The sequence below is a fragment of the Sphingopyxis sp. PAMC25046 genome, from assembly GCF_004795895.1.
In the GTDB taxonomy this organism is placed as follows: Bacteria; Pseudomonadota; Alphaproteobacteria; order Sphingomonadales; family Sphingomonadaceae; genus Sphingopyxis.
In genome coordinates, this window is the sequence record NZ_CP039250.1 from 288,809 (window position 1) to 309,144 (window position 20,336).

Here is a 20,336-nt window from a genome sequence, read left to right on the forward strand (position 1 = left end):
CCCCGCGAAGGCGGGGGCCGCCGGCAGCCTTGCGCGACGCCGATAGCGGCCCCCGCCTTCGCGGGGGCGACGTGTTTTAAAGCTGGTGCCCGGTCCGGTCGCGCTTCGTTGCGAGATATTGCTCGTTATATTTGTTCGTCGGTAGCGCGAGCGGCAGGCGCTCGACGACCTCGACGCCCTCCTTTTCGAGCCGCGCGACCTTTTCGGGGTTGTTCGTCATCAGCCGGATGCGCGGGATGTTGAGCAGGTCGAGCATCCGCCCGGCGATCGCAAAATCGCGCGCCTCGACCGGAAAACCCAGCCGCAAATTCGCGTCGACCGTGTCATAGCCCTGATCCTGCAACGCATAGGCGCGCAGCTTGTTCACAAGACCGATGCCCCGGCCTTCCTGCCGCAGGTAGAGGAGCACGCCCCACGGCGCGTCGGCCATTGCATGGAGCGCGGCGTGGAGTTGCGGCCCGCAATCGCATTTGAGGCTGCCGAGGACGTCGCCGGTCAGGCATTCGCTGTGCAGCCGGACAACGGGCGGACCCGCGTCGCGCTTGCCGATAATCAGCGCGACATGATCCGACGCCTCCTCGGGCGAGCGGAAGGCGAAGATTTCGGCGCTTTCGCTGGCTGCGACGGGCAGGCGCGCGCGCGCCGCGACTTCGAGCCGGACGGGATCGAGCAGCGCGGCGACGTCGCCGGCGCTGCACTCACTCTCGGCTTCGCCCGCGGCGGCGCGCACGAAGAAGGCCGGGAGCAGGCCGGCGTGGCGGGCCATCGTCATCGCCGCCGCCGCCGCCGCGTCGCCGCCGGTCGCCAGGGTGCCGAACGGGCCTTTGAGCGGATTCGCAAGATCGAGCGCCGGGTCGGCGATCGCCAGCGCTGCGATGACGGTATCGGCGGCGTTCGCCAGCCGGACCGGACCCGGCGTCGCGGCGGCGCGCTGGTTGGTCAGTTTGAGCGTGACCGCGCGCTCGCCCGACAGGAGCATGTCCCCGCCGCCGAATTCGGCGAGCGCGGCATCGCGCGCGCTTTCGACCGCGAGCAGGTCGAGCGTGCCGTCGGCACCCGCGACACGAAACGGCCAGCCCCGGCGCAGCGCATCGATAGCGCGGGCGGCCCTTCGGGCGCCTGGGTCTTTTGGGGTTTCGCTCAAAAGTCGAACTCGGTGATCAGCGGGATATGGTCCGACGGCCGTTCCCAGCTACGCGCCGGCTGGACGATGCGGTGCGACACCGCCTTTCCCTTCAGGTCGGGGGTCACCCACATATGGTCGAGCCGTCGCCCGCGGTTCGACGCTTCCCAGTCTTTCGCGCGGTAGCTCCACCAGGTGTAGAGCGGCGTCGGCGCTTCGATGAAGTGGCGACCGAGATCGACCCAGTTCGATGCCGCCTGCAGCCTTGCCAGCGTTTCGACCTCGATCGGCGTGTGACTGACGACGTCGAGCAGCGCCTTGTGGTTCCAGACGTCGCTTTCGAGCGGCGCGACGTTGAAATCGCCCGTCAGCACCGTCGGCGTGCCGTTCAGCGCGCCCGACCATTCGGTCATGCGGCCGAAGAAGTCGAGCTTCTGCCCGAATTTGGGATTGAGATCGCGGTCGGGAATATCGCCGCCCGCGGGAATATAGACATTGTCGAGCCGCACCCCAGACGGCAGCGTCACCCCGACGTGGCGCGCCTCGCCATTCGCCTGCCAGTCATATTTGCGCACGTCGGCGAGCGGAACCTTGCTGACGATCGCGACGCCATGGTGCATGCGCTGGCCGTGGGTGACGATATGTTCATAGCCCAGCCGCCGGAACATCTCCGGCGGGAACAGGCCGCATTCGACCTTGGTTTCCTGAAGGCAGAGGATGTCGGGGGCTTCTTCGCGCAGGAATTTTTCGACGATGCCGATGCGCGCGCGAACGCTGTTGATGTTCCACGATGCGATGCTGGTGCGAGTCATGGGTCGGCTCTATCGGCGCGCGGTTCGGTTCGCAATGCGGTTGCTTGCCGGTGCGGCCATGCCGCGTCGGCGGCCGAAAAATGCGCCGGACAAATTAAACCCCCGTCCCAGGGGCGGTGGAACGGGGGTTCAAGGTCAGCGTTCGTCACGCTCTTGAATGAAGGTGCCTGGCAGCCCGGGAGGGGCAACAGGGGGAAACCCAAATCCGGGGGCCGTGTTGGCGCCTTCGAGAGTTGGAATAGCGCGTGTTCCCTGTCGCCAAGCTGAACAAAAAGGCGCGTTCGGCGCCTGTCCTGCAGTTCGTCGATAGCGGGCGACGGTTGGTCTGGAAAAATGGCTGCGTTTCCGAAGGGAGTGCAGCCACGCCGGCCTCGACGGTTAGCGGCCGCGCCGCTTCGGGCGGGGATCGGTCCAGCGGAAAGCCGAATCGGCGACCGCAACGTTGAACTTCTGGTTGCTGAGATCGATCCGCGTGCGGTTGTTCTGCGAATCGAGCGCGACCCAGCCGCGCAGGCGCAGCCCGCCCGGCGCCGCGCCGTCGCGGACGAACACCATGGTGATCGTGCCATATTCGGGGCGCTTCGGATCCTTGACCTCGACGCTCAGCACGTCGTCGTTCCCGGTCGGCAGGATCTTGGCATATTTCGACAGGTCGCGATCGGGGTCGAGCAGCGCGCCGAGCGGCGAATTCTTCACCGGCCAGCTCTGCACCTGGTTGACCTCATAATCGATCATCGTCAGCCGGCTGCCGTCGCCGACGATCAGCAGCGGCACGCCCTTTTGATACTGGAACCGGATCTTGCCCGGACGCTTGAGGGTCAGCTTCCCCGACACGCGCTGGCCGTTGCGGTCGGTCTGCACGAAGTCGGAGGTCATCGAACTGGTCGATTTGAGGTGCGACTGCACCGACGCCAGCGCGCTCGCCGACTGGGCGATCGCGGGCGCGCCGGCGGCGAGGCCGGCGACGGCAGCGGGGGCGAGCATCCAGGCGGCAAGGCGGATCATCGTCTTCTTGGTCATTTGGCTCTCATTCTCGCTTTTTTCAGCCCGTTTTTCGCAACCGGGCATTTAACCCGCGCTGAACCCGGCGGTTAGACGCTGTTCAAGTCGCGGGGCGGGGAAAAGGTTCCTCAGCGCGGCTGACCATATTGATCGGTGAGCACGTCGCGGCGGCCGACATGGTTCGGCGGGCTGACAATGCCTTCCTCCTCCATCCGCTCGATGAGGCGGGCCGCGCTATTGTAGCCGATGCGGAGTTGCCGCTGGAGCCAGCTCGTCGAGGCTTTCTGGCTCTCGGCGACGATCTGGCAGGCCTTCGCGTACATGCGATCCTCTGCGCTGTCGCCGCCGGCGGGGGCGCCCTCCATCGCGAAGCCGCCGTCCTCGGGATCCTCGGTGACGCTTTCGACATAGTCGGGGCGGCCCTGCCCCTTCCAGTGATCGGCGACCGCGCGCACCTCGTCGTCGGAGACGAAGGGGCCGTGGATACGCGTGATCTGCTTGCCGCCGGGGACATAGAGCATGTCGCCCTTACCGAGCAGTTGCTCGGCGCCCGCTTCGCCCAAAATGGTGCGGCTGTCGATCTTCGATGTGACGTTGAAGCTGATGCGCGTCGGCAGATTCGCCTTGATCACGCCGGTGATGACGTCGACCGACGGACGCTGCGTCGCGAGGATCAGGTGGATGCCCGCCGCGCGCGCTTTTTGCGCCAATCGCTGGATCAGGAATTCGACCTCCTTGCCGGCGGTCATCATCAAATCGGCGAGCTCGTCGACGATGACGACGATCTGCGGCAGCGGCTGGTAATCGAGCGTCTCTTCCTCATAGACCGGCTGGCCGGTCTCGGGGTCGTAGCCGGTCTGGACGCGGCGCCCGAGCGACTTGCCCTTGGCGAGCGCGCCGCGCACCTTGTCATTGTAGGAGGCGAGGTTGCGCACCGACAGCGACGACATCATCCTGTAGCGGTCCTCCATCTGCTCGACCGCCCATTTGAGCGCGCGGATCGCCTTCTTGGGTTCGGTGACGACGGGGGCGAGCAGGTGCGGAATATCGTCATAGACGCTCAGTTCGAGCATCTTCGGGTCGATCATGATCATCTTCACCTGGTCGGGGCCAAGGCGATAGAGCAGCGAGAGGATCATCGCGTTCAAACCGACCGACTTGCCCGAGCCGGTGGTGCCCGCGATCAGCAAGTGCGGCATCGGCGCGAGGTCGGCGATCATCGCGTCGCCGCTGATATTTTTGCCGAGGATGATCGGCAGCGCGCCGGTCTGGTCTTGGAACAGCGCGCTGCCGATGATTTCGTGCAGCACCACCGCTTCGCGCTGCGCGTTGGGCAGCTCGATGCCGATGACGGTGCGCCCCGGGATCGGAGCGATGCGCGCCGACAGCGCCGACATGTTGCGCGCGATATCGTCGGCGAGGTTCGACACGCGGCTCGCCTTGGTGCCCGGCGCGGGTTCGAGTTCGTACATGGTGACGACCGGGCCCGGACGCACCGCGGTGACGACGCCCTTCACCTGGAAATCCTCGAGCACCGATTCGAGCAGGCGCGCGTTGCGCTCGAGCGCCGCCTTGTCGATCTGGCCCGCCGGCCGGTCGGGCGCGGGGGCGAGCAGGTCGATCGAGGGCAGCTGGTAATTGGTGAACAGCTCGGTCTGCGGTTTGGGCCGGGGTTTCGAGGGCGCGCTACGCTGCGCGGGGTCGGCGATTTCGGGCGGCGCGCGGTCGACGGGCTCGGCCACGGCGCGCGGGCGCACGGCGGGCTCCAGCGGGCCCGGCACCCGGTCGTCGGCGCGCGGCGCGCGGACGGGCTCGGCGATGCGGCTGCTAGTCGGGGCGGGCAATCGGAACCGCGATGCCCAGCCCTTTTCGAGCCGGAGCGCGCGCCACGCGAGCCACAGCCCCAGCCCGACGAGCAGAAGGATCGTCGCGAAGCGGATCAGCGCCGCGGCGGGCTCGCCAGCCTGTGCGAACAGCGGCGCGATCGCGCCGCCGAGCAGCAGCGCGATGATCCCGCCCCAGCCCGCGGGCAGCGGCGCGTTGGTCGCCGGCGACCAGAGCTCGGCGCCGAGCCCGACGAAGAGGATGCCGATAAAGCTGTAGGCGAGCTGGCGCGGCCAATAGGGCTGCGCCTCGCCGGTCCACAGCCGCCAGGCGATGATGCCCAGCAGCGGCAGCAACAGCGCGACGCCGACGCCGCCGATCGACAGGCCGAGGTCGGCGAACCAGGCCCCCGCGCTCCCCATCCAGTTGGACGCGGTGCCGTGCGCCGCGGTGTTGAGCGCGGCGTCGGTGCTGTCGTAGGTGATCAGCGCGAGCGTCAGGAACAGCGTGAAGAGCCCAAGCGCCACCGCCGACGCGATCACCAGCGATCGCGCGATGCTTTGGCGGAAAACGGTGCGCCAATCGGCCTTTGCGGGTGCGGCCTTGCGGCTAGCCATGCTCTCTTCCGGTCCCTGTGAGTTGGTCCGGCGATATGCGCATGCAGCGGACTCGCCGTCAAGCGCGGCCCCGCGCTCGCCCACAGCCTTTCCAACCGCCCTGCCGCACGCTAGGGCGAAGCGATGAAAGAAACGCTGCGCAGCGATGTCCTGATTTCGGGCGGCGGCCTTGTCGGCCAGGCGCTCGCCCTTGCCCTCGCCCGTCACGGCCTGTCGGTCCAGATCGTCGATCCCGCCGACCCCACCCGGACGATCGCCCCCGGCTTCGACGGCCGCGCCTCGGCGATCGCGAGCGCGACGTGGCAGATGTTCGAGGTGCTGGGGATCGCCGATCGCCTCGCAGGTCACGGCTGCCCGATCCGCGCCATCAAGGTGGGCGACGGCGCCCCCGACAGCGGCCGCGGCGGCGAACTCGACTTCGTCACCGCCGACGGCGACCCGCCGCTCGGCACGATGGTCGAAAACCGCCAGCTCCGCCTCGCGCTCGCCGCCGCGCTCGCCGATGCGCCGCTGGTGCGGTTCTGGATGCCGGCGACCGTCGTGTCGCGCGCGATCGACGGTCATGGCGTCACGCTGACGCTCGCCGACGGCACCACCCTTGCGGCGCCGCTGCTGATCGTCGCCGAGGGCCGCCGCTCGCCGACGCGCGACGCTACGGGGTTCAGCATCGCCAACTGGTCCTACCACCATCATGCGATGATCGGCGCGGTCGCGCACGAAAAGCCGCATGGCAATGTCGCGCACGAAATCTTCTATCCTTCGGGGCCGTTTGCCTTGCTCCCGCTCGTCGACGATGCGCAGGGGCGGCATCGCTCCGCCTTCGTCTGGACCGTATCCGAAAAGGATGGTCCCGGCTTTGCCAAGCTGGGTGAGCGCGGCTTCGCCGCCGAGCTCGAAAAGCGTGCGGGCGGCGTGCTGGGCGCGATGCAGCTCGTCGCGCCGCGCATGACCTATCCGCTCGGCTTCCACCACAGCGCCTCGATCGTCGCCGACCGCATCGCGCTCGTTGGCGACGCGGCACACGGCATCCACCCGATTGCGGGGCAGGGGCTGAATCTCGGGCTGCGCGACGTCGCGGCGCTGACGGAAGTGCTCGTCGAGGGCGCGCGGCTGGGGCTCGACCTTGGCGACGCCGCGCTCCTCGCGCGCTACCAGCGCTGGCGCGGGCTCGACAATATGATGGTCAGCATCGCGACTGACGGGCTGACGCGGCTGTTCGGCATCCCGGGGCGCACCGCCGCCGCGATCCGCCGCACCGGGCTCGGCGCGGTGCAGCATATGCCGATGCTCAAGCGCTTCTTCATGGACGAGGCGCGCGGCGAGGCGGGCGACCTGCCGCGCCTGCTCGCGGGCGCCGAGGTCTAAACGCAATCTTTCACTCCGTTCGTGGCGAACGAAGTCGAGACACCCTGCGGCGCGGCGCAAGGTCGATGGGCATCTCGACCTCGCTCGATGCGAAGGGGGTTTGGCCAAGTATTATTACCTAGGCCGCCGGCAGCCCGGCGCTAAGCATGACCGCCTATCCCTACCCAAGCGGCAACCATGCCGCGGCAGGATGGGGGTAGGGCCATGTCAGCAAAAAGCGATGCGCTCGAAACGGCGGTAACCGATTATATCCGGGCGCGAATGGCGCTCGACGCGGCGCCGGGCGCACGGACACGTGCGCTCGCCGATCGCAGCTTTGTGCGGCTCGCGGCGTTGGCGGGACCGCGGATCCGCTATTTCACGCGCCGCTATGGTCTTACCGACGTCGCCGAGGATGCGGCGCAGGCGTGCGCGATCGCGCTCCACCGCGCCGCCGAACATTATGACCCCGCGCGGGCGCGCTTCACCACTTATGTGACCTGGCAATTCCGTGCCGAACTGCAGGCGCTGCGCCACCGCCTCCACGGCGACCAGCGCTGCGCGGGCCGCCGTCACGTCACCGCGACGCTGTCGATCGACGCGTTGCCGGCGGAAGACCGCGACGAGTGGCTGGTCGATCCCGCCGCCGAAATCGAAACCGAACAGGGCGCCGCCGACAATCTCGCCGTGCGTCTCGCCGACCGGCTGGTCGCGGATTGGGCCGACCGCCGCGGCGCCCGGTCATGCGGGCCGCGCGGCAATGCACGGCTTGCGGCCGAGAAGGAACTCGTTCGCCGCCATCTGACGGTAAGCGACGCCGCCGAACGTCTGCGCGAAAGCGACCGTCATATCGTGCGCCGGGCGCTCGCCGACATCGCCCGGCACGCGCCGGTCCGCAAGCTTCACTGAAAGTTATTGCAGCGTCGCGCGCCCGTCGTCGCTGTCGAAGCGGCCGAAGAATTGCATAAGCTGGACGACGAGCTCGGCGCGCGCGTCGATCGGCGACGCTTCGAGCAGCGCCTGTTTCGCCGCGGCATCGAAGGGCGCGACCTGCGCGATGCCGTTGACGAGCGTCGCATCGTCGAGCTGGCCGACCGAATCCCAGTCGACGACATAGCCCTGTCGCTGCGCAAACCGCTTCGCCTCGCGTTCGAGGCTGGCGCGCTCGATGCTCGCGAGCACGGCGTCATCCTCGCTTTCGACTTCGATCTCGGCCTCGACCTGCCGGAAGGGCGTCGTGACGTCGAGTTCGCGCCGGACGCGAAAGCGCGCGACGCCTTCGAGGACGAGGTTGAAGCGCCCTTCGTCGAGCGCTTCGACATCGATGATCCGCCCGACACAGCCGACGTCATAGAGCGCCGGCGGCTCGCGATCCTCTTCGCCCGGAATCTGGCGCGGCTGGATCATTCCGATCTGCCGGTCGCGCGCCAGCACCTCCTGCACCATCGCCGAATAGCGCGGCTCGAAAATATGTAGCGGCAGGTGTAGCCCGGGAAACAGCACCGCGCCGGTGAGCGGAAAGATCGCGATCCGCTGGATGGTGAGAGGCGCGTCGGTGTTCATCAGCCGAAGAGGATCAGCGACAGACGGCGGCGCTGTGCGGCGACCCACGGGTCCTCAAGCCCGACGGCTTCGAACAGCGACAGCAATTTCGCGCGCGCCGCATCGTCATTCCATTCGCGGTCGGCGCCGACGATGTGGAGCAGATTGTCGGCGGCGGCGTCGCGCTGCCCCGCGCCGATCTGCGCGCTCGCGAGGTCGAATCGCGCTTGGTGATCGCCGGGGTTCGCCGCGACCGCTGCCTCGAATGCGGCGAGTTCGCCCGCGTCGGGGGCATCGGCGGCGAGCGCAAGCGCGCTCTTCGCCTGCGCGATCGCGGGATCGGCCGCGATCTCGGCGGGCAGCGCGTCGAGCGCCGTCTGGGCATTCTCGACATCGTCCGTCAGAACGAGCGCGCGAATCAGCCCGCCGTGCGCCGCGGCATTGTCGGGCGCCATCTCGATGATCTGCGCAAAGATGCTCGCGGCGCGTGCGCCGTCGCCTTCGGCGAGCACGCTTTCGCCCATTTCGATCAGCGGCGCGATCTCGACCGCCAGATCCTTCGCCGCGCTTTCGATCGGCAGTTGCGCGAGCAACTGGTCGAGAATCGCCTTGAGCTGGCTTTCGGTGCGCGCATTGGTCAGGTTGGCGACCGGCTGCCCCTGAAAGATTGCATAAACGGTCGGGATCGACTGGACCTGGAATTGGCCGGCGATGAAGCGATTCGCATCGACGTCGACCTTGACCAGGATGACGCCCTTGTCTGCATAGTCGGCGGCGACCTTTTCGAGCACGGGGCCGAGCTGCTTGCACGGGCCGCACCATTCGGCCCAGAAATCGAGGATGACCAGGCTGGTCATCGACGGGTCTACGACATCGCGGCGAAACGCTTCGACTGCTTCCTTTTCCTGCGGGTTCAGACCGAGAGTGGCCACGAAACATGCTCCTGCTTTTTGATTTCCCGCCTTTTCCACGCCAGCGGAAAGGCCTCTTGCCTTGCTTATGTGGGATTTGCGGGCGATATGCCAACCCTTCGGAGAAAAAGCGCATTCAGGGGTTGCCGAGTCAAAAAGCCGGTGCTAATCGCCCGCCTCACCCGCTGGAACCGACCGGTTTCCAGCCGCCAGAGCGGGCGTAGCTCAGGGGTAGAGCACAACCTTGCCAAGGTTGGGGTCGAGGGTTCGAATCCCTTCGCCCGCTCCAGTTTTCCTAACAATTTCAGACACTTACGCCGAATGGCGGCGTAATACGCGTCGTTACGTGGGCTCGATTTTTGCCTCGCGTAATAAGGACGTAATATGATGGGAGCGAGCTGTCGGGTGCCTCTAGGGCAGGATCGGCGACGTTGTTCGCAGAGGTCCGAACATTCTTCCGCCGATCCGACACGCCTCACATGCTCTAATCTTTCTGCTGTTTGGCCTCTTGGCGGGCGTCGCGAAGGATTTCGATGCCGCCCTTGATCGCGATCAGCGCAGTCGCAAATCCAACCAGAAGGTCCGGCCAGTTCGTACCGAGCCACCAGACGAGGACACCCGCGATCAGGATGCCGCCGTTCGAGATGAAGTCGTTGTAGCTGAAGGTTGTCGCGGCTCTGAGGTTGACGTCCGGATCCTGAATGCGCTGCAAGAGCTTCAGACAAGCATAGTTCACCACCGCAGCGACGGCCGACATGATCATCATTGTCGGACCGATCGGTTCGCTGCCTTCGAAATAGCGCCGTCCTACATCGAACAGGACGCCGGCCGCGAAGACCAGCAGCATGACACCCGATGCCGTGGCAGCACGGGTTTTCCATTTCAGGCCGTGGCTGAGCGCAACGAGGCTCAAGGCATAGACCGCGGCGTCGGACAGATTGTCGAGCCCATTGGCGATGAGCGCGCTCGAATCGCCGAGCCCGCCGGTTACGAGGAAGGCGATCGCGATAGCCGAGTTCAGGACGAGAACGATCTGGAGCGTTCGCTTTTCGCGTTCGCTCCCGGATGCTTTTTCATTCATTGCAAGCTCCTCAATCCTCACCATCCCTAAAAGGAGGCGGAACCCGCTTGGGTTCCGCCCCAGTCAGCACTCTCGGTTGCCGCCGACAGGGGGGAATGGCGGCCATCCGGGAGTGTCTCAGCCTTCGGGGCTGGGGACGCTGCTCGGGCGCGCCAGCTCTTCCTCTTCGGCCTTCGCGGTCCGTCGATGGACCAGGAGGTACAGGGCCGGCAGCACGAGCAAAGTCAGGATCGTCGACGAGATGATCCCGCCGATGACGACAGTTGCCAGCGGCCGCTGCACCTCGGACCCAGCCCCGACATTGAGCGCCATCGGTACGAACCCGAGCGACGCCACCAGCGCCGTCATCATCACCGGTCTGAGGCGGGTCAGCGCGCCTTCGCGGATCGCCTCGACGAGCGCTTTTCCGCGTTCGCGCAGATCCTTGATGAAGGATAGCATCACCACGCCGTTCAGCACCGCGACCCCGGACAAAGCGATGAAGCCGACGCCCGCCGAGATCGATAACGGAATGTCGCGCAGCGCCAGCGCCGCGACCCCGCCCGTCAGCGCCAGAGGCACGCCCGAGAAGACGATCGCAGCATCGCGCACCGTGCCGAACAGCATGAACAGCAGCCCGAAGATCAGCAGCAGCACCAGCGGCACGACGATCTGGAGGCGCTCGGTCGCGGACTGAAGCTGCTCGAATGTGCCGCCATATTCGATGTAGTAACCATCGGGCAGCACGACCTCAGCTTCGACCTTTTGCGTGAGCTCGTCGATGAACGAGCCCAGATCGCGCCCACGAACATTCGCCGTGATCACCGCGCGGCGCTTGCCATTTTCGCGGCTGATCTGGTTCGGCCCCGCCGCGAGCGATATCTCCGCCAGCTCCGAAAGCGGCACGAAGCCGCCGGCCGGAAGTGCAACGGGGAGATTGCCGAGCGACGCGAGATCGGTGCGAATGGCCTCGGGAAGCCGGACGATGACGTCGAAGCGGCGGTCACCCTCGAAAAGCTCGCCGGCCTGACGGCCGCCGGTCGCTGTCGAAACCGCATCCTGCACCGTTTCCATGCTGACACCGTAGCGCGCGAGCTTGTCGCGATCGGGCGTGACCGAGAGCATCGGCAGGCCGGTGACCTGTTCGAGCTTCACGTCCTGCGCGCCCGCAATCCCGCCCGCGACTTCCTCGATCGCCTGCCCCGATTCGAGCAATTGATCGAGGTCGTCGCCGAACAACTTGATCGCCACGTCGGCGCGAACGCCGGCGATCAGCTCGTTCATGCGCATCTTCACCGGCTGGGTGAACTCATAATTGTTCCCTGGCACCTCGTTCGCCGCCTTGTTGAGTTCGGCAACGAGCTGGTCGCGCGTCTTTCTCGGATTGGGCCATTCCTTCCGGTCCTTGAGCATGATGAAATTATCGGCGACCGACGGGGGCATCGGATCGGTCGCTACCTCGGGAGTGCCGATCTTCGCGAACACCCGCTCGACTTCGGGGAACTGCCTGATCCTCTTCTCCAGCGCCTCCTGCATCGCGATCGACTGGGTGAGGCTCGTCCCCGGAATGCGCATCGCGTGCATCGCGATATCGCCTTCGTCGAGGTCCGGGATGAACTCGGACCCGAGACTGGTCGCCGCCACGCCGCTCAGCGCGACAAGCGCCAAAGCACCAGCCAGCGCAGCCTTCGGCCAATTGAGGACGCGGTCGAGCATCGGGCGGTAGCCCTTGCCGAGCCCGCGCATCAGCCAATTTTCCTTTTCTTCGACCTTGCCGGTCACGAACAGCGCCACCGCGGCCGGAACCAGGGTGAGCGACAGCAGCAGAGCGGCGGTAAGCGCGAGGACGACGGTGATCGCCATCGGATGGAAGGTTTTGCCCTCGACGCCCTCGAGCGCGAAGATCGGCAGATAGACTGCGGTGATGATAATAATGCCGAAGATGCTCGGCTTGATCACTTCTGCGCTTGCGGAAGCGACTAGGCCGAAGCGCTCGTCGCGGTCGAGCAGGCGTCCGAGCCTGTGCTGAGCCTCGCCGAGCCGGCGGAGGCAGTTCTCGACGATGATGACGGCCCCGTCGACGATGAGGCCGAAGTCGAGCGCCCCGAGGCTCATGAGGTTTGCCGATGTCCGCGTCTGGAGCATGCCCGTCAGCGTCATCAGCATCGCGACCGGAATGACCGCCGCCGTGATCAGCGCGGCCCGGAAATTGCCGAGCAGCAGGAACAGGATCACGATGACGAGCAGCGCGCCCTCGGCGAGATTCTTCTGCACCGTCGAAATCGTCCGCTCGACGAGCGCGGTGCGATCGTAGAGCGGCTTGGCAACGACACCCTTCGGCAACGCACGCGAGGCTTCGACGAGGCGTTCGGCCGAGGCCTGCGCCACCACGCGCGGATTCTCGCCGATCAGCATCGAGACCGTCGCGAGGACGACTTCCTTGCCATTTTCGGTTGCGGCGCCTGTGCGGAGCCCCGAGCCGATCGCGACATCGGCGACGTCGGCGATCCGGATCGGAACCCCGCCGCGGGTGGTGACGATGATCTGCGACAGGTCACGCTCATTATTGGCCTGACCCGGCACGCGGATCAGAATCTGTTCGCCGCTGCGCTCGACATAACCGGCCCCGCGGTTGGCATTATTGGCCTCGAGTGCGGTGACGACATCGTTGAGCGAGAGATTGAGCGAGGCGAGCGAGGCCGGGTTGGGTGTCACATGATATTGGCGGGCATAGCCGCCGATCGTGTTGATCTCGGCGACCCCCGGAATCGTGCGCATCTGCGGCCGGATGACCCAATCGGACATCGTCCGGAGGTCTTCCGCCGTATAAGGCGTGCCGTCGGGTTTTCGCGCGCCCGGTTCGGCCTCGATCGAGAACATGAAGATTTCGCCGAGGCCCGTCGAGATCGGGCCCATTTCGGGCTCCATCCCGGGCGGAAGCTGGCCGCGCGCGGCCTGGAGCCGCTCGTTGACCTGCTGGCGCGCGAAATAGATGTCGGTCCCGTCCTCGAAGACGACAGTGACCTGGCTCAGGCCATAGCGCGAGATCGACCTGGTATAGTTGAGGTTCGGGATGCCCGCGATCGCGGTCTCGATCGGATAGGTGATGCGCTGCTCGGACTCGAGCGGCGAATAGCCTTCCGCCTTGGTGTTGATCTGGACCTGGACGTTGGTGATGTCGGGAACGGCGTCGATGGGCAATTTGGTCGCGCTCCACGCGCCGATCGCGCAGAGGAGCGCGACCACCGCGAGGACGAGCCATCGTTGCCGGATCGAAAAGCCTATGGTTCTGGCTAGCATGTTATCCTGCTCCCCGATCAATGGTCGTGGCCCGCGCCGGACTTTTCGATGTCGGCGCGAACGAGGAAACTGCCCTTGGTGACATAGGCGGTGCCGGGCTTGATGCCCGACAGGACCTCGGTCCATTCGGGCGACGAACGGCCGAGCTTCAGCATCCGGACCTCATAGTCCTGCCCGAAATTGGCATAGACCACCTTGAAGTCGCGGAAGGGCTGGATCGCCTCGGTGCGCACGGCAAGCGGCACGGTGACGGGGTTGACCATCACGCGGCCGCGCAAGGCCATGCCAGGGCGGAGCGTTCCCGAGCGGTTCGGGATGGTCGCGCGGATGAGCGCAGTGCCCGCCTCGACATTGCCGTCGGGCAGGAACTGCCCGAGCGGCGCGGTCGCGATTTCGGCGCCGTCCTGCGTCTCCACCGTCACCCGCATGCCCGGACGTATGATCGCGAGGTCGCGGGGGAAGATGTTGAAGACGACCGTGGTCTGCGCCGGGTCGGTGACCACATAGAGTGCGCGCCCGTCGGTGACGTCGCCGGGGTTGGCGTTGCGCTCGGCGATCACGCCGCCGACCGTCGCATATACCGGATAGACCTGGAGGCTCTCGCTCGACTCGATGCGCGCGAGCAGTTCCCCACGGCGGACGCTGTCGCCCACCGCCTTGGTCACCGAGACGACGCGGCCGGGGAACTGGCCGCGAATTTCGGAGCGGGCGGTCGGCGACAGTTGGACGGTGCCGTAGAGTTCGCGCATTTCGCCCACCGTCGCCGGTCCGACGACCGCGGTTTCGATGCCTCCGGCCTTGGCGGCGTCAGCCCCGATCCGCGTGCGCCCTTCGGGGTTCGCATATTTCCAAACGTGCCGCTTGCCGCCCGTCACCGCGACAACCTCGACGTCGAAGCTGTGCGGTTCGGTGACGACACCTTGCCCTGCGAGGAATTTGCCCTGCGGGCGGAAGGTGAAGCGATCGACGTCGCCGCCAAGCCGCGTGAGGGTGATGGCGAGCTGGACATCCTTCGGGTCGACCGGTTTGCCGTCCCGCGTTGCGAAAACGCGGAATTGCGGCTCGGTGCCATTCTCGAAGATTATGACCTCGACCGCGAAATCGCCATTCTTGAGCAATTTGCCACCGTTCGGGCCTTTGGCATCTTCCTCGCCTTCGCCCTCAGCGTGGCTTTCGCCTTCTTCATGCTTGTCTTCGCCCTCGGCTCCGCCACCGCAGGCAGCGAGAGGCACAGCAAGGAACAGCGCCGCAGCCGCGGCGGGAAATGGAAACTTCTTCATGGAATATTCTCCGCAAGGGGAGCCGCATCGAAGCGGCCGGTCAGGCGATCGATCTCCGCGAGCAAATCGCGGTAGCGTGTCATGGCCTCGGCCCACTGACCCTGGATCTGGATGATGACGTCGGCGGCATCCTGTACGTCGGCGAACAGGAACCCGCCGCGGGCATAGCCTTCGCGCACCTGGCCGAGCGTCTTCACCGCCTTGGGATAGACGTCGTTCATGATGCCCTCGGCCCGGACGCGTGCGGCGTCGGCATCGGCGCGCAGCGACGCGAGGCGCCGCAGCCGCTCGAGCCGGCTCGCTTCGGATTGGAACTCGAGCTGCCGCCGTTCGGCCTGCGCCCGGGCGATATTGCCCTGGTTGCGGTCGAACCGTCCGAGCGGGATCGAGATGCCGCCAAGAACGGCGACATCATTGGTCTCGCGAAGAAAGCGCGTGCCGCCCGAGACCGTATAGTCTTGGTGCGCACGGCTCTGCTCGACGACGACCTGCGCGCGGGCCCGGTCGACGGCGGCGTCGAAGACCGCCGCGTCGGCTTCGGCGAGCGGCGGATCGCGCGGATCGGGTTTCTCGATCCCCTCGGCGATAACGAGGCTGTCAGGCGTGCCGCCCCAGAAGGAGGTGAGCAATGCGCGTGCGGACTGCCGCTTCGCCTGGGCTTCCTTCAGGGCCAGTTCGGCTTCGAGAATGCGGGCATCGGCGCGCGTCTCGACGAAGAGCGGATCCTTGTAGCCGCGCACGCGCCTGATCGCTTCGGTCCGCATCTCCTTTTCAAGTTTGACGCGATCCTCTGCGATCCAGACCATCTGCTCGGCGATCTGGACGTCGATATAGGCGCGCTGCACTTCCTGGGCGATGTCGAGCCGGACGAGCCGCCACTGCGCCTCGGCGAGAACGACACCGCGCTCGGCAAGCGCCATTCGCGCCTCGCGCTTGCCCCCGCGTTCGAGCGGCTGCGAATAGGTGACGGTGAGTTCCGATTGCCGGAACAGGCCATAGCCGCCCGTCCCGACGCCATTGTCCATGTCGACCGACACGGTCGGATTGGGACGGACGCGGGCTTGCAGCTGGTCGGCGCGCGCGGCGTCGACCCCCGCTTCGCCCGCTCTAAGCTCGGGCGATGCAGCGATGGCCCGCTCGACCGCCTGGTCGAGCGTTAGCGGCTGGGCCCAAACGGACCCCGCCAGCAGCGCAGCCCCGGCCAACAGGGCGGCGCGCATATGGATATGCATGAATGATCACTCCTGAACGATTCGACTGAGCGCAGGCCGAAAAGGGGCCGCGCGGCAGGCGGCGTTCAGGCGAGGGGAGGGTTCAGGGGCGGTGCGAGCGCGCGCGAAGCGAGGCGCGTCGCGGGCAACGCAAAGTGCAGGCCGCCGGAAAAACAGGACAGATCGTCATGACCCGAAAGGGCCTGATCGGATGCGACCGGGCAATTATGGTGACTGCCGTGGAGGTCGGCGTCCTGCTGACCTTTTTGCGTGTCCTTGTCCGACGCATGGCCCGGCTCGACATGGTGCGAAAGATGCGAATCCGTCGCATGGTGCGTCATGCCCGCCATCGCCGGCGCAGCATTGTGGAGCCCGCTGAGCAGCAGGATGAACACAAGCAACAGGCGAAGGGTAGCGCCGGACATGGTCGCGCCCCTAACAGCGAATGACCCGTTCCGGAAGTCCAAAACCGGATCAATCGGTTCGCGCAGCGCGGCTCTCCGTCGACCGGGCCGTTTCGATCAGCGCTTCGAGGGCCTGCGGCATCGGCATCGGCTCGAAGGCGCTCACCCGCGCGCGACCATTATTCCCTGCGGGGAGGCGGCCGGTCAGCGAACCGAGCGGGACGAGCAGGAACCGCATTGCCTGACCGGTAGCTTCACGGGCATCGCCGAGCTCGATCGCATAGCGAAACATGTGCCAGTGGGAGGCGAGATGCGCGCCCATATAGGGCTGGCTCAATATATGTTCCCATTCCAGCGCCTGCCACGCAGCGGCTTCATCTCCGATTCGGCGTGATTCGCAAAACAGGCGATATTGCTCGCGCAGCAGCGGCTCGATGACGGCCATGCTCACGGGATTTACTGTCGGCGGCACCATCCTCTTTCCCCCTTTTTTGTGCAGGGCAGGCTCTTGCACCCTGTAGTAGATACAGGGTCAAGCCCTGATGTTCCGGCAGGACGCTGTGCCGCTCTGCGTCCGATTTACCCCCTCGTCTCACGGGAAGCATATCGCTCGAATGTCGTCCCGAACAAAGGAGGCGGGGGCCAATAGCGAAGCGATAGAAATAAGAGTGAAAGACAATTGTAGAATTATTGTGCTTAACGCGTGATTGTTCGGCCGATATCCTGTTTCTTGAGGCGCATCTGCAACTATAGAGGGGCAAGGTGCACTGCTCTCTTACCTCCATGAGATAAAATTACGGAGCCGGTTCGGGGGTTCGAAGAGTGCCGCCGAAGTTGATTGAAAATCTTCTACTTTTCACCGCGCCGTTTCGATGCTAGGGGCCGGTTTCAATGCGACGGGTGATCCTCTTCCTCCTGACCCTTCTCCTTGCATCCGGAACGGTTGCGGGGTCGCTCGCACATGCGACCGAGGATCGGGCCGAGGCGAGCCTTTTCGTTGCTGTGATCGAAGCCGGCTGCGTTCCCGCACCGGCGATCGAAGGCGCCGAAGTCGACAAGAAAAAATCCTCTCCCGGCGAAAAGCAGCAGGTGCCTGCCGCCGCTCATGGCTGCCACGGTCACCATTCGGGCGTCCCGGCGGAATCGCTGTCGGCAGCGACCGAAACGCCTGCCCCTGAAGCGCATACGCGCATCCTGACGGCCGCCTTGCCGCCCGTCGCCTATATCGGGACGTTCCGCCCTCCAATCGCCTGACGCTCTAGGTCTGCGCGTGCCCTTCGCGTGCGCTTCTCCCTGGAAACGTCAGGAGTCTCCTTTTCATGAAATCCATAGTTGTCGCCGCGAGTCTCGTGGCGCTCGTTGCAGGCTCAAATTCCGCGCCCGCCGCTGCCCAGTCGGCAGCGACGGAGCTGGTGGGACCGCCTTCTTCCGCAGGCGAGGCCGTGCGTACCGGCCCGCTTCCCGCTCGATTGTCCCTCGCGCAGGCGATGGAGGAAGCCGACGCGCGCTCGCCGCGCGTGGTTGCCGCCGAAGCCGAAGTGGAGGCCGCTCGCGGTCGCCAGCGTCAGGCGGGCTATCGCTACAATCCGACGCTCAATGTCGATGTCGAGAATTTCGCAGGCACCGGCCCCTACTCGGGCCTGAACGGTCTCGAAACGACCGTGTCGGTCAATCAGCGTCTCGATATCGGGGGCCGGCGCCGGTCGCGCATGACGCTCGCCGACGCCGAGTTTCTGGCCGCGAAGTACAAGTTGGAGATTGCACGCGCAGATCTTGCGCTCGATGTCCGCAACCAGTTCGCGACCGCTCTCGCGGCCCGCGATAGCCTCGCGCTCGCACGCGAAAATGAAGCGCGTGCCCGCGAACTCGTCCGCGTGGCACAGGCCATGGTCGATACCGGCAACGAGCCGCCGCTCCGTGCGTTCCGCGCCAATGCGGCTCTCGTTCAGGCCACCGCCGAGCTACGCACGGCCGAGGCCGAAGAAAGGACCGCCCGGCGTTCGCTCGCGGCGCTCCTTGGAAGCTCGGTCCCGCCTGCCGAGTTGATGGAAGGCGATATGTGGGTGGCACCGGAGACGGTGGACTCGCTCGCGACGCTCGACGTTCGCTTGGCAGAAACCGAGAAGCTGATTGCTGAAGCGCGGCTCCAGGGGCAGCGCGCCGATGGCCGGCTCGATCCGTCGGTCGGCTTCGGGGTGCGTCAGCTTCGCGACACCGGCGATCGCGCATTGATCGCCAATGTTTCCGTGCCGCTCCCCGTCTTCGACCGCAACCGCGGCAACATCTCGGCAGCCAAATCCGATGTCGCCGCCGCCATTGCGCGGCGCGAGAATGCAGTGGTCAATGCTCAGGCGGAGATCGCCAATGCGCAGGCCGAACTCGAAGCCGCAGAGGCCCGCCTCGCGGCGCTTGAGGGTAGCGGCATCGAGCAGGCGCGCGAAGGTGTCCGGCTCGCCGAACTCAGCTACCGCGCCGGCAAGTCCTCGCTCGTCGAATATATCGACGCGCAGCAGGCCTATGCGGCAACGCAGGCCGAACTGATCGCGGCGCGCCAGGCCCGGGCCGAAGCCCGCGCCATCCTATCGCGCCAGGCAGCCGCCGACGGCGATGCGGATCATCAGCCATGAGCGCGCCGAGCCTTCCAGTGGACGGAGGCGCCTTCGCCATCGTCCTTCCAAGTCAACAGGGGTGCGCCGCCGGTCGGCGCGCGAACCGCATCAACAGCGGAGATAGAATATGATCACCAAGGACAAGCGTCTCCTCGGCACTGTCGCGGGCGCCATGATACTCGCTGCCGTCACGGGCTTCGGCGTTGCACGCTGCACCGCCGACCCGGCCGCCGCGCCGGCTGCCGAAGGCGAAAAGGAAGCGGCGAGCGAAGCCCTTCCGAGCAGCCTCGCCATCACGCCCGAAGCGATCAAGGCCGCCGAGATCGGCGTCGAGACGATCGGCGCCGGCGGACTCGGTTCGGAAATCATCTCGCAAGCGACCGTTACCGCCGCGCCGAGCGGCGAGGCGATCGTCACCGCCCGCGCGGGCGGCGCGGTCACCCGTCTCTTCAAGCGGCTCGGCGATCCGGTCAGCGCCGGTGAGACGATCGCGATCGTGCAAAGCCGCGACGCCGCCCAGATTGCGGCCGAACGGATTGCCGCCGATGCGCGCTCGACGCTCGCGCAGAAAAATCTCCACCGCGAGAAGACCCTGTTCGACCAGAAGGTGTCGGCGCGCGTCGACTATGAGCAGGCGCAAGCCGAAGCCGCGGCCGCCGCGGCCGAAGCGCAGCGCGCGCGTGCCGCAGCGAGCGCCGCGCAGGTCACGCGCGATGGCAGCAGCGTCATCGTGGCAAGCCCGATCTCGGGACGGATCACGGCCGAGAACGCCAGCCTTGGCGCCTTCGTTCAGCCCGAAACCGAATTGTTCCGCGTTGCCGATCCCAGCAAGGTGCAGATCGAGGCCGCCGTCGGTCCGGCCGATGCCCAGCGGCTCTCGCCCGGAGACCGTGCGATCATCGAACTTCCCGACGGACGGACGATCGATGCCCGCGTGCGCGCCGTCACGCCCGGCCTGTCGGGCGACACGCGCTCGGCAACCGCCGTGCTCGACGTACCCGGGGCGCTCCAGCCGGGCTTGGCGGTCCGGGTGCGGCTGCTTCCGAGCCGCGGCGCCGAAACCGGTGGGCCGGCCCGTATCGTGATCGCGGACGAAGCCCTCCAGACGCTCGAAGGCCGCGACGTGGTGTTCGTCCGCACGAAGGACGGCTTCCGCGCGCAGCAGGTGACCGTCGGCCAGCGCAGCGCGGGCCGTGTCGAAATCCTCGCCGGGCTGAAGCCGGGCCAGATCGTCGCGACCAAGAACGCATTCCTGCTCAAGGCCGAACTCGGCAAGGGCGCGGGCGAGGAGGAATAA

Annotated in this window: 17 protein-coding genes and 1 tRNA gene; 6 read left to right on the forward strand and 12 right to left on the reverse strand. The window is 66.4% G+C overall.

Going from position 1 to position 20,336, the window contains the following annotated elements:
• Positions 1–76: 76 nt before the first annotated feature.
• The 4 genes from ribA to E5675_RS01355 all read right to left on the reverse strand — a co-directional run bounded on the left by ribA (position 77) and on the right by E5675_RS01355 (position 5,378).
• Positions 77–1,144: a GTP cyclohydrolase II gene (ribA, locus tag E5675_RS01340; protein WP_136173104.1), complete on the reverse strand. Its 1,068-nt coding sequence runs from the start codon at positions 1,142–1,144 to the stop codon at positions 77–79.
• Entirely contained in the window at positions 1,141–1,935 is a 795-nt protein-coding gene (locus E5675_RS01345; protein WP_136173105.1) for an exodeoxyribonuclease III, read from the reverse strand. The genes ribA and E5675_RS01345 overlap by 4 nt, the downstream gene beginning before the upstream one ends.
• Positions 1,936–2,313: 378 nt before the next feature.
• Positions 2,314–2,919: an outer membrane lipoprotein carrier protein LolA gene (locus E5675_RS01350; RefSeq protein WP_247594911.1), complete on the reverse strand. Its 606-nt coding sequence runs from the start codon at positions 2,917–2,919 to the stop codon at positions 2,314–2,316.
• A gap of 146 nt (positions 2,920–3,065) precedes the next feature.
• The gene (locus E5675_RS01355) at positions 3,066–5,378 is read right to left on the reverse strand and encodes a DNA translocase FtsK 4TM domain-containing protein (RefSeq protein WP_136173106.1); all 2,313 of its coding nucleotides are present in this window, start codon (positions 5,376–5,378) and stop codon (positions 3,066–3,068) included.
• Positions 5,379–5,501: 123 nt separating this feature from the next.
• Between E5675_RS01355 and E5675_RS01360 the strand changes: the two genes are divergently transcribed.
• The gene (locus E5675_RS01360; protein WP_136173107.1) at positions 5,502–6,743 is read left to right on the forward strand and encodes an FAD-dependent monooxygenase; all 1,242 of its coding nucleotides are present in this window, start codon (positions 5,502–5,504) and stop codon (positions 6,741–6,743) included.
• Between the two features lie 204 nt (positions 6,744–6,947).
• Complete coding sequence (locus tag E5675_RS01365) at positions 6,948–7,631, forward strand: sigma factor (RefSeq protein ID WP_136173108.1); 684 nt, start codon at positions 6,948–6,950, stop codon at positions 7,629–7,631.
• 3 nt (positions 7,632–7,634) lie between these two features.
• Here the strand turns inward: E5675_RS01365 and E5675_RS01370 are convergent, their stop codons facing one another.
• Together E5675_RS01370 and E5675_RS01375 are read right to left on the reverse strand one after the other, a co-directional pair.
• Positions 7,635–8,285 carry an LON peptidase substrate-binding domain-containing protein gene (locus E5675_RS01370; RefSeq protein ID WP_136173109.1) on the reverse strand — a complete coding sequence of 217 codons (651 nt, stop codon included), beginning with the start codon at positions 8,283–8,285 and terminating at the stop codon, positions 7,635–7,637.
• Entirely contained in the window at positions 8,285–9,196 is a 912-nt protein-coding gene (locus E5675_RS01375; RefSeq protein ID WP_136173110.1) for a tetratricopeptide repeat protein, read from the reverse strand. The genes E5675_RS01370 and E5675_RS01375 overlap by 1 nt, the downstream gene beginning before the upstream one ends.
• Positions 9,197–9,389: 193 nt before the next feature.
• On the opposite strand from E5675_RS01375, the gene E5675_RS01380 reads away from it, so the two are divergent.
• Positions 9,390–9,464, forward strand: a tRNA-Gly gene (locus tag E5675_RS01380).
• Between the two features lie 195 nt (positions 9,465–9,659).
• Here E5675_RS01380 and E5675_RS01385 read toward each other — a convergent pair.
• The 6 genes from E5675_RS01385 to E5675_RS01410 all read right to left on the reverse strand — a co-directional run bounded on the left by E5675_RS01385 (position 9,660) and on the right by E5675_RS01410 (position 16,875).
• Positions 9,660–10,256: a cation transporter gene (locus E5675_RS01385; protein WP_003046522.1), complete on the reverse strand. Its 597-nt coding sequence runs from the start codon at positions 10,254–10,256 to the stop codon at positions 9,660–9,662.
• Between the two features lie 117 nt (positions 10,257–10,373).
• Positions 10,374–13,535, reverse strand: a complete 3,162-nt coding sequence (locus E5675_RS01390; protein ID WP_037553392.1) for a CusA/CzcA family heavy metal efflux RND transporter — start codon at positions 13,533–13,535, stop codon at positions 10,374–10,376.
• A 17-nt stretch (positions 13,536–13,552) separates the two neighbouring features.
• The gene (locus tag E5675_RS01395; protein WP_003046516.1) at positions 13,553–14,815 is read right to left on the reverse strand and encodes an efflux RND transporter periplasmic adaptor subunit; all 1,263 of its coding nucleotides are present in this window, start codon (positions 14,813–14,815) and stop codon (positions 13,553–13,555) included.
• The gene (locus E5675_RS01400) at positions 14,812–16,047 is read right to left on the reverse strand and encodes a TolC family protein (RefSeq protein WP_003046513.1); all 1,236 of its coding nucleotides are present in this window, start codon (positions 16,045–16,047) and stop codon (positions 14,812–14,814) included. The genes E5675_RS01395 and E5675_RS01400 overlap by 4 nt, the downstream gene beginning before the upstream one ends.
• 65 nt (positions 16,048–16,112) lie before the next feature.
• Complete coding sequence (locus E5675_RS01405) at positions 16,113–16,451, reverse strand: hypothetical protein (protein ID WP_003046510.1); 339 nt, start codon at positions 16,449–16,451, stop codon at positions 16,113–16,115.
• 49 nt (positions 16,452–16,500) lie between these two features.
• The gene (locus E5675_RS01410) at positions 16,501–16,875 is read right to left on the reverse strand and encodes a DUF3703 domain-containing protein (protein ID WP_037553271.1); all 375 of its coding nucleotides are present in this window, start codon (positions 16,873–16,875) and stop codon (positions 16,501–16,503) included.
• A 446-nt stretch (positions 16,876–17,321) separates the two neighbouring features.
• Between E5675_RS01410 and E5675_RS01415 the strand changes: the two genes are divergently transcribed.
• The 3 genes from E5675_RS01415 to E5675_RS01425 all read left to right on the forward strand — a co-directional run bounded on the left by E5675_RS01415 (position 17,322) and on the right by E5675_RS01425 (position 20,336).
• The gene (locus E5675_RS01415; protein WP_003046504.1) at positions 17,322–17,684 is read left to right on the forward strand and encodes a hypothetical protein; all 363 of its coding nucleotides are present in this window, start codon (positions 17,322–17,324) and stop codon (positions 17,682–17,684) included.
• A 65-nt stretch (positions 17,685–17,749) separates the two neighbouring features.
• The gene (locus E5675_RS01420) at positions 17,750–19,057 is read left to right on the forward strand and encodes a TolC family protein (RefSeq protein ID WP_037553274.1); all 1,308 of its coding nucleotides are present in this window, start codon (positions 17,750–17,752) and stop codon (positions 19,055–19,057) included.
• A gap of 109 nt (positions 19,058–19,166) precedes the next feature.
• On the forward strand, positions 19,167–20,336 hold the full coding sequence (locus E5675_RS01425) for an efflux RND transporter periplasmic adaptor subunit (RefSeq protein WP_003046498.1): 1,170 nt from the start codon (positions 19,167–19,169) through the stop codon (positions 20,334–20,336).

What these genes read in the sequence shown, in the direction of transcription:
- E5675_RS01420 (WP_037553274.1), top strand. Translation starts at nt 17,750, where the DNA reads ATGAAATCCATAGTTGTCGCCGCGAGTCTCGTGGCGCTCGTTGCAGGC.
- E5675_RS01400 (WP_003046513.1), bottom strand. Translation starts at nt 16,047, where the DNA reads ATGCATATCCATATGCGCGCCGCCCTGTTGGCCGGGGCTGCGCTGCTG.
- E5675_RS01405 (WP_003046510.1), bottom strand. Translation starts at nt 16,451, where the DNA reads ATGTCCGGCGCTACCCTTCGCCTGTTGCTTGTGTTCATCCTGCTGCTC.
- E5675_RS01345 (WP_136173105.1), bottom strand. Translation starts at nt 1,935, where the DNA reads ATGACTCGCACCAGCATCGCATCGTGGAACATCAACAGCGTTCGCGCG.
- E5675_RS01365 (WP_136173108.1), top strand. Translation starts at nt 6,948, where the DNA reads ATGTCAGCAAAAAGCGATGCGCTCGAAACGGCGGTAACCGATTATATC.
- E5675_RS01385 (WP_003046522.1), bottom strand. Translation starts at nt 10,256, where the DNA reads ATGAATGAAAAAGCATCCGGGAGCGAACGCGAAAAGCGAACGCTCCAG.
- E5675_RS01360 (WP_136173107.1), top strand. Translation starts at nt 5,502, where the DNA reads ATGAAAGAAACGCTGCGCAGCGATGTCCTGATTTCGGGCGGCGGCCTT.
- E5675_RS01395 (WP_003046516.1), bottom strand. Translation starts at nt 14,815, where the DNA reads ATGAAGAAGTTTCCATTTCCCGCCGCGGCTGCGGCGCTGTTCCTTGCT.
- E5675_RS01370 (WP_136173109.1), bottom strand. Translation starts at nt 8,285, where the DNA reads ATGAACACCGACGCGCCTCTCACCATCCAGCGGATCGCGATCTTTCCG.
- E5675_RS01355 (WP_136173106.1), bottom strand. Translation starts at nt 5,378, where the DNA reads ATGGCTAGCCGCAAGGCCGCACCCGCAAAGGCCGATTGGCGCACCGTT.
- E5675_RS01390 (WP_037553392.1), bottom strand. Translation starts at nt 13,535, where the DNA reads ATGCTAGCCAGAACCATAGGCTTTTCGATCCGGCAACGATGGCTCGTC.
- E5675_RS01410 (WP_037553271.1), bottom strand. Translation starts at nt 16,875, where the DNA reads ATGGCCGTCATCGAGCCGCTGCTGCGCGAGCAATATCGCCTGTTTTGC.
- E5675_RS01415 (WP_003046504.1), top strand. Translation starts at nt 17,322, where the DNA reads ATGCGACGGGTGATCCTCTTCCTCCTGACCCTTCTCCTTGCATCCGGA.
- E5675_RS01425 (WP_003046498.1), top strand. Translation starts at nt 19,167, where the DNA reads ATGATCACCAAGGACAAGCGTCTCCTCGGCACTGTCGCGGGCGCCATG.
- E5675_RS01350 (WP_247594911.1), bottom strand. Translation starts at nt 2,919, where the DNA reads ATGCTCGCCCCCGCTGCCGTCGCCGGCCTCGCCGCCGGCGCGCCCGCG.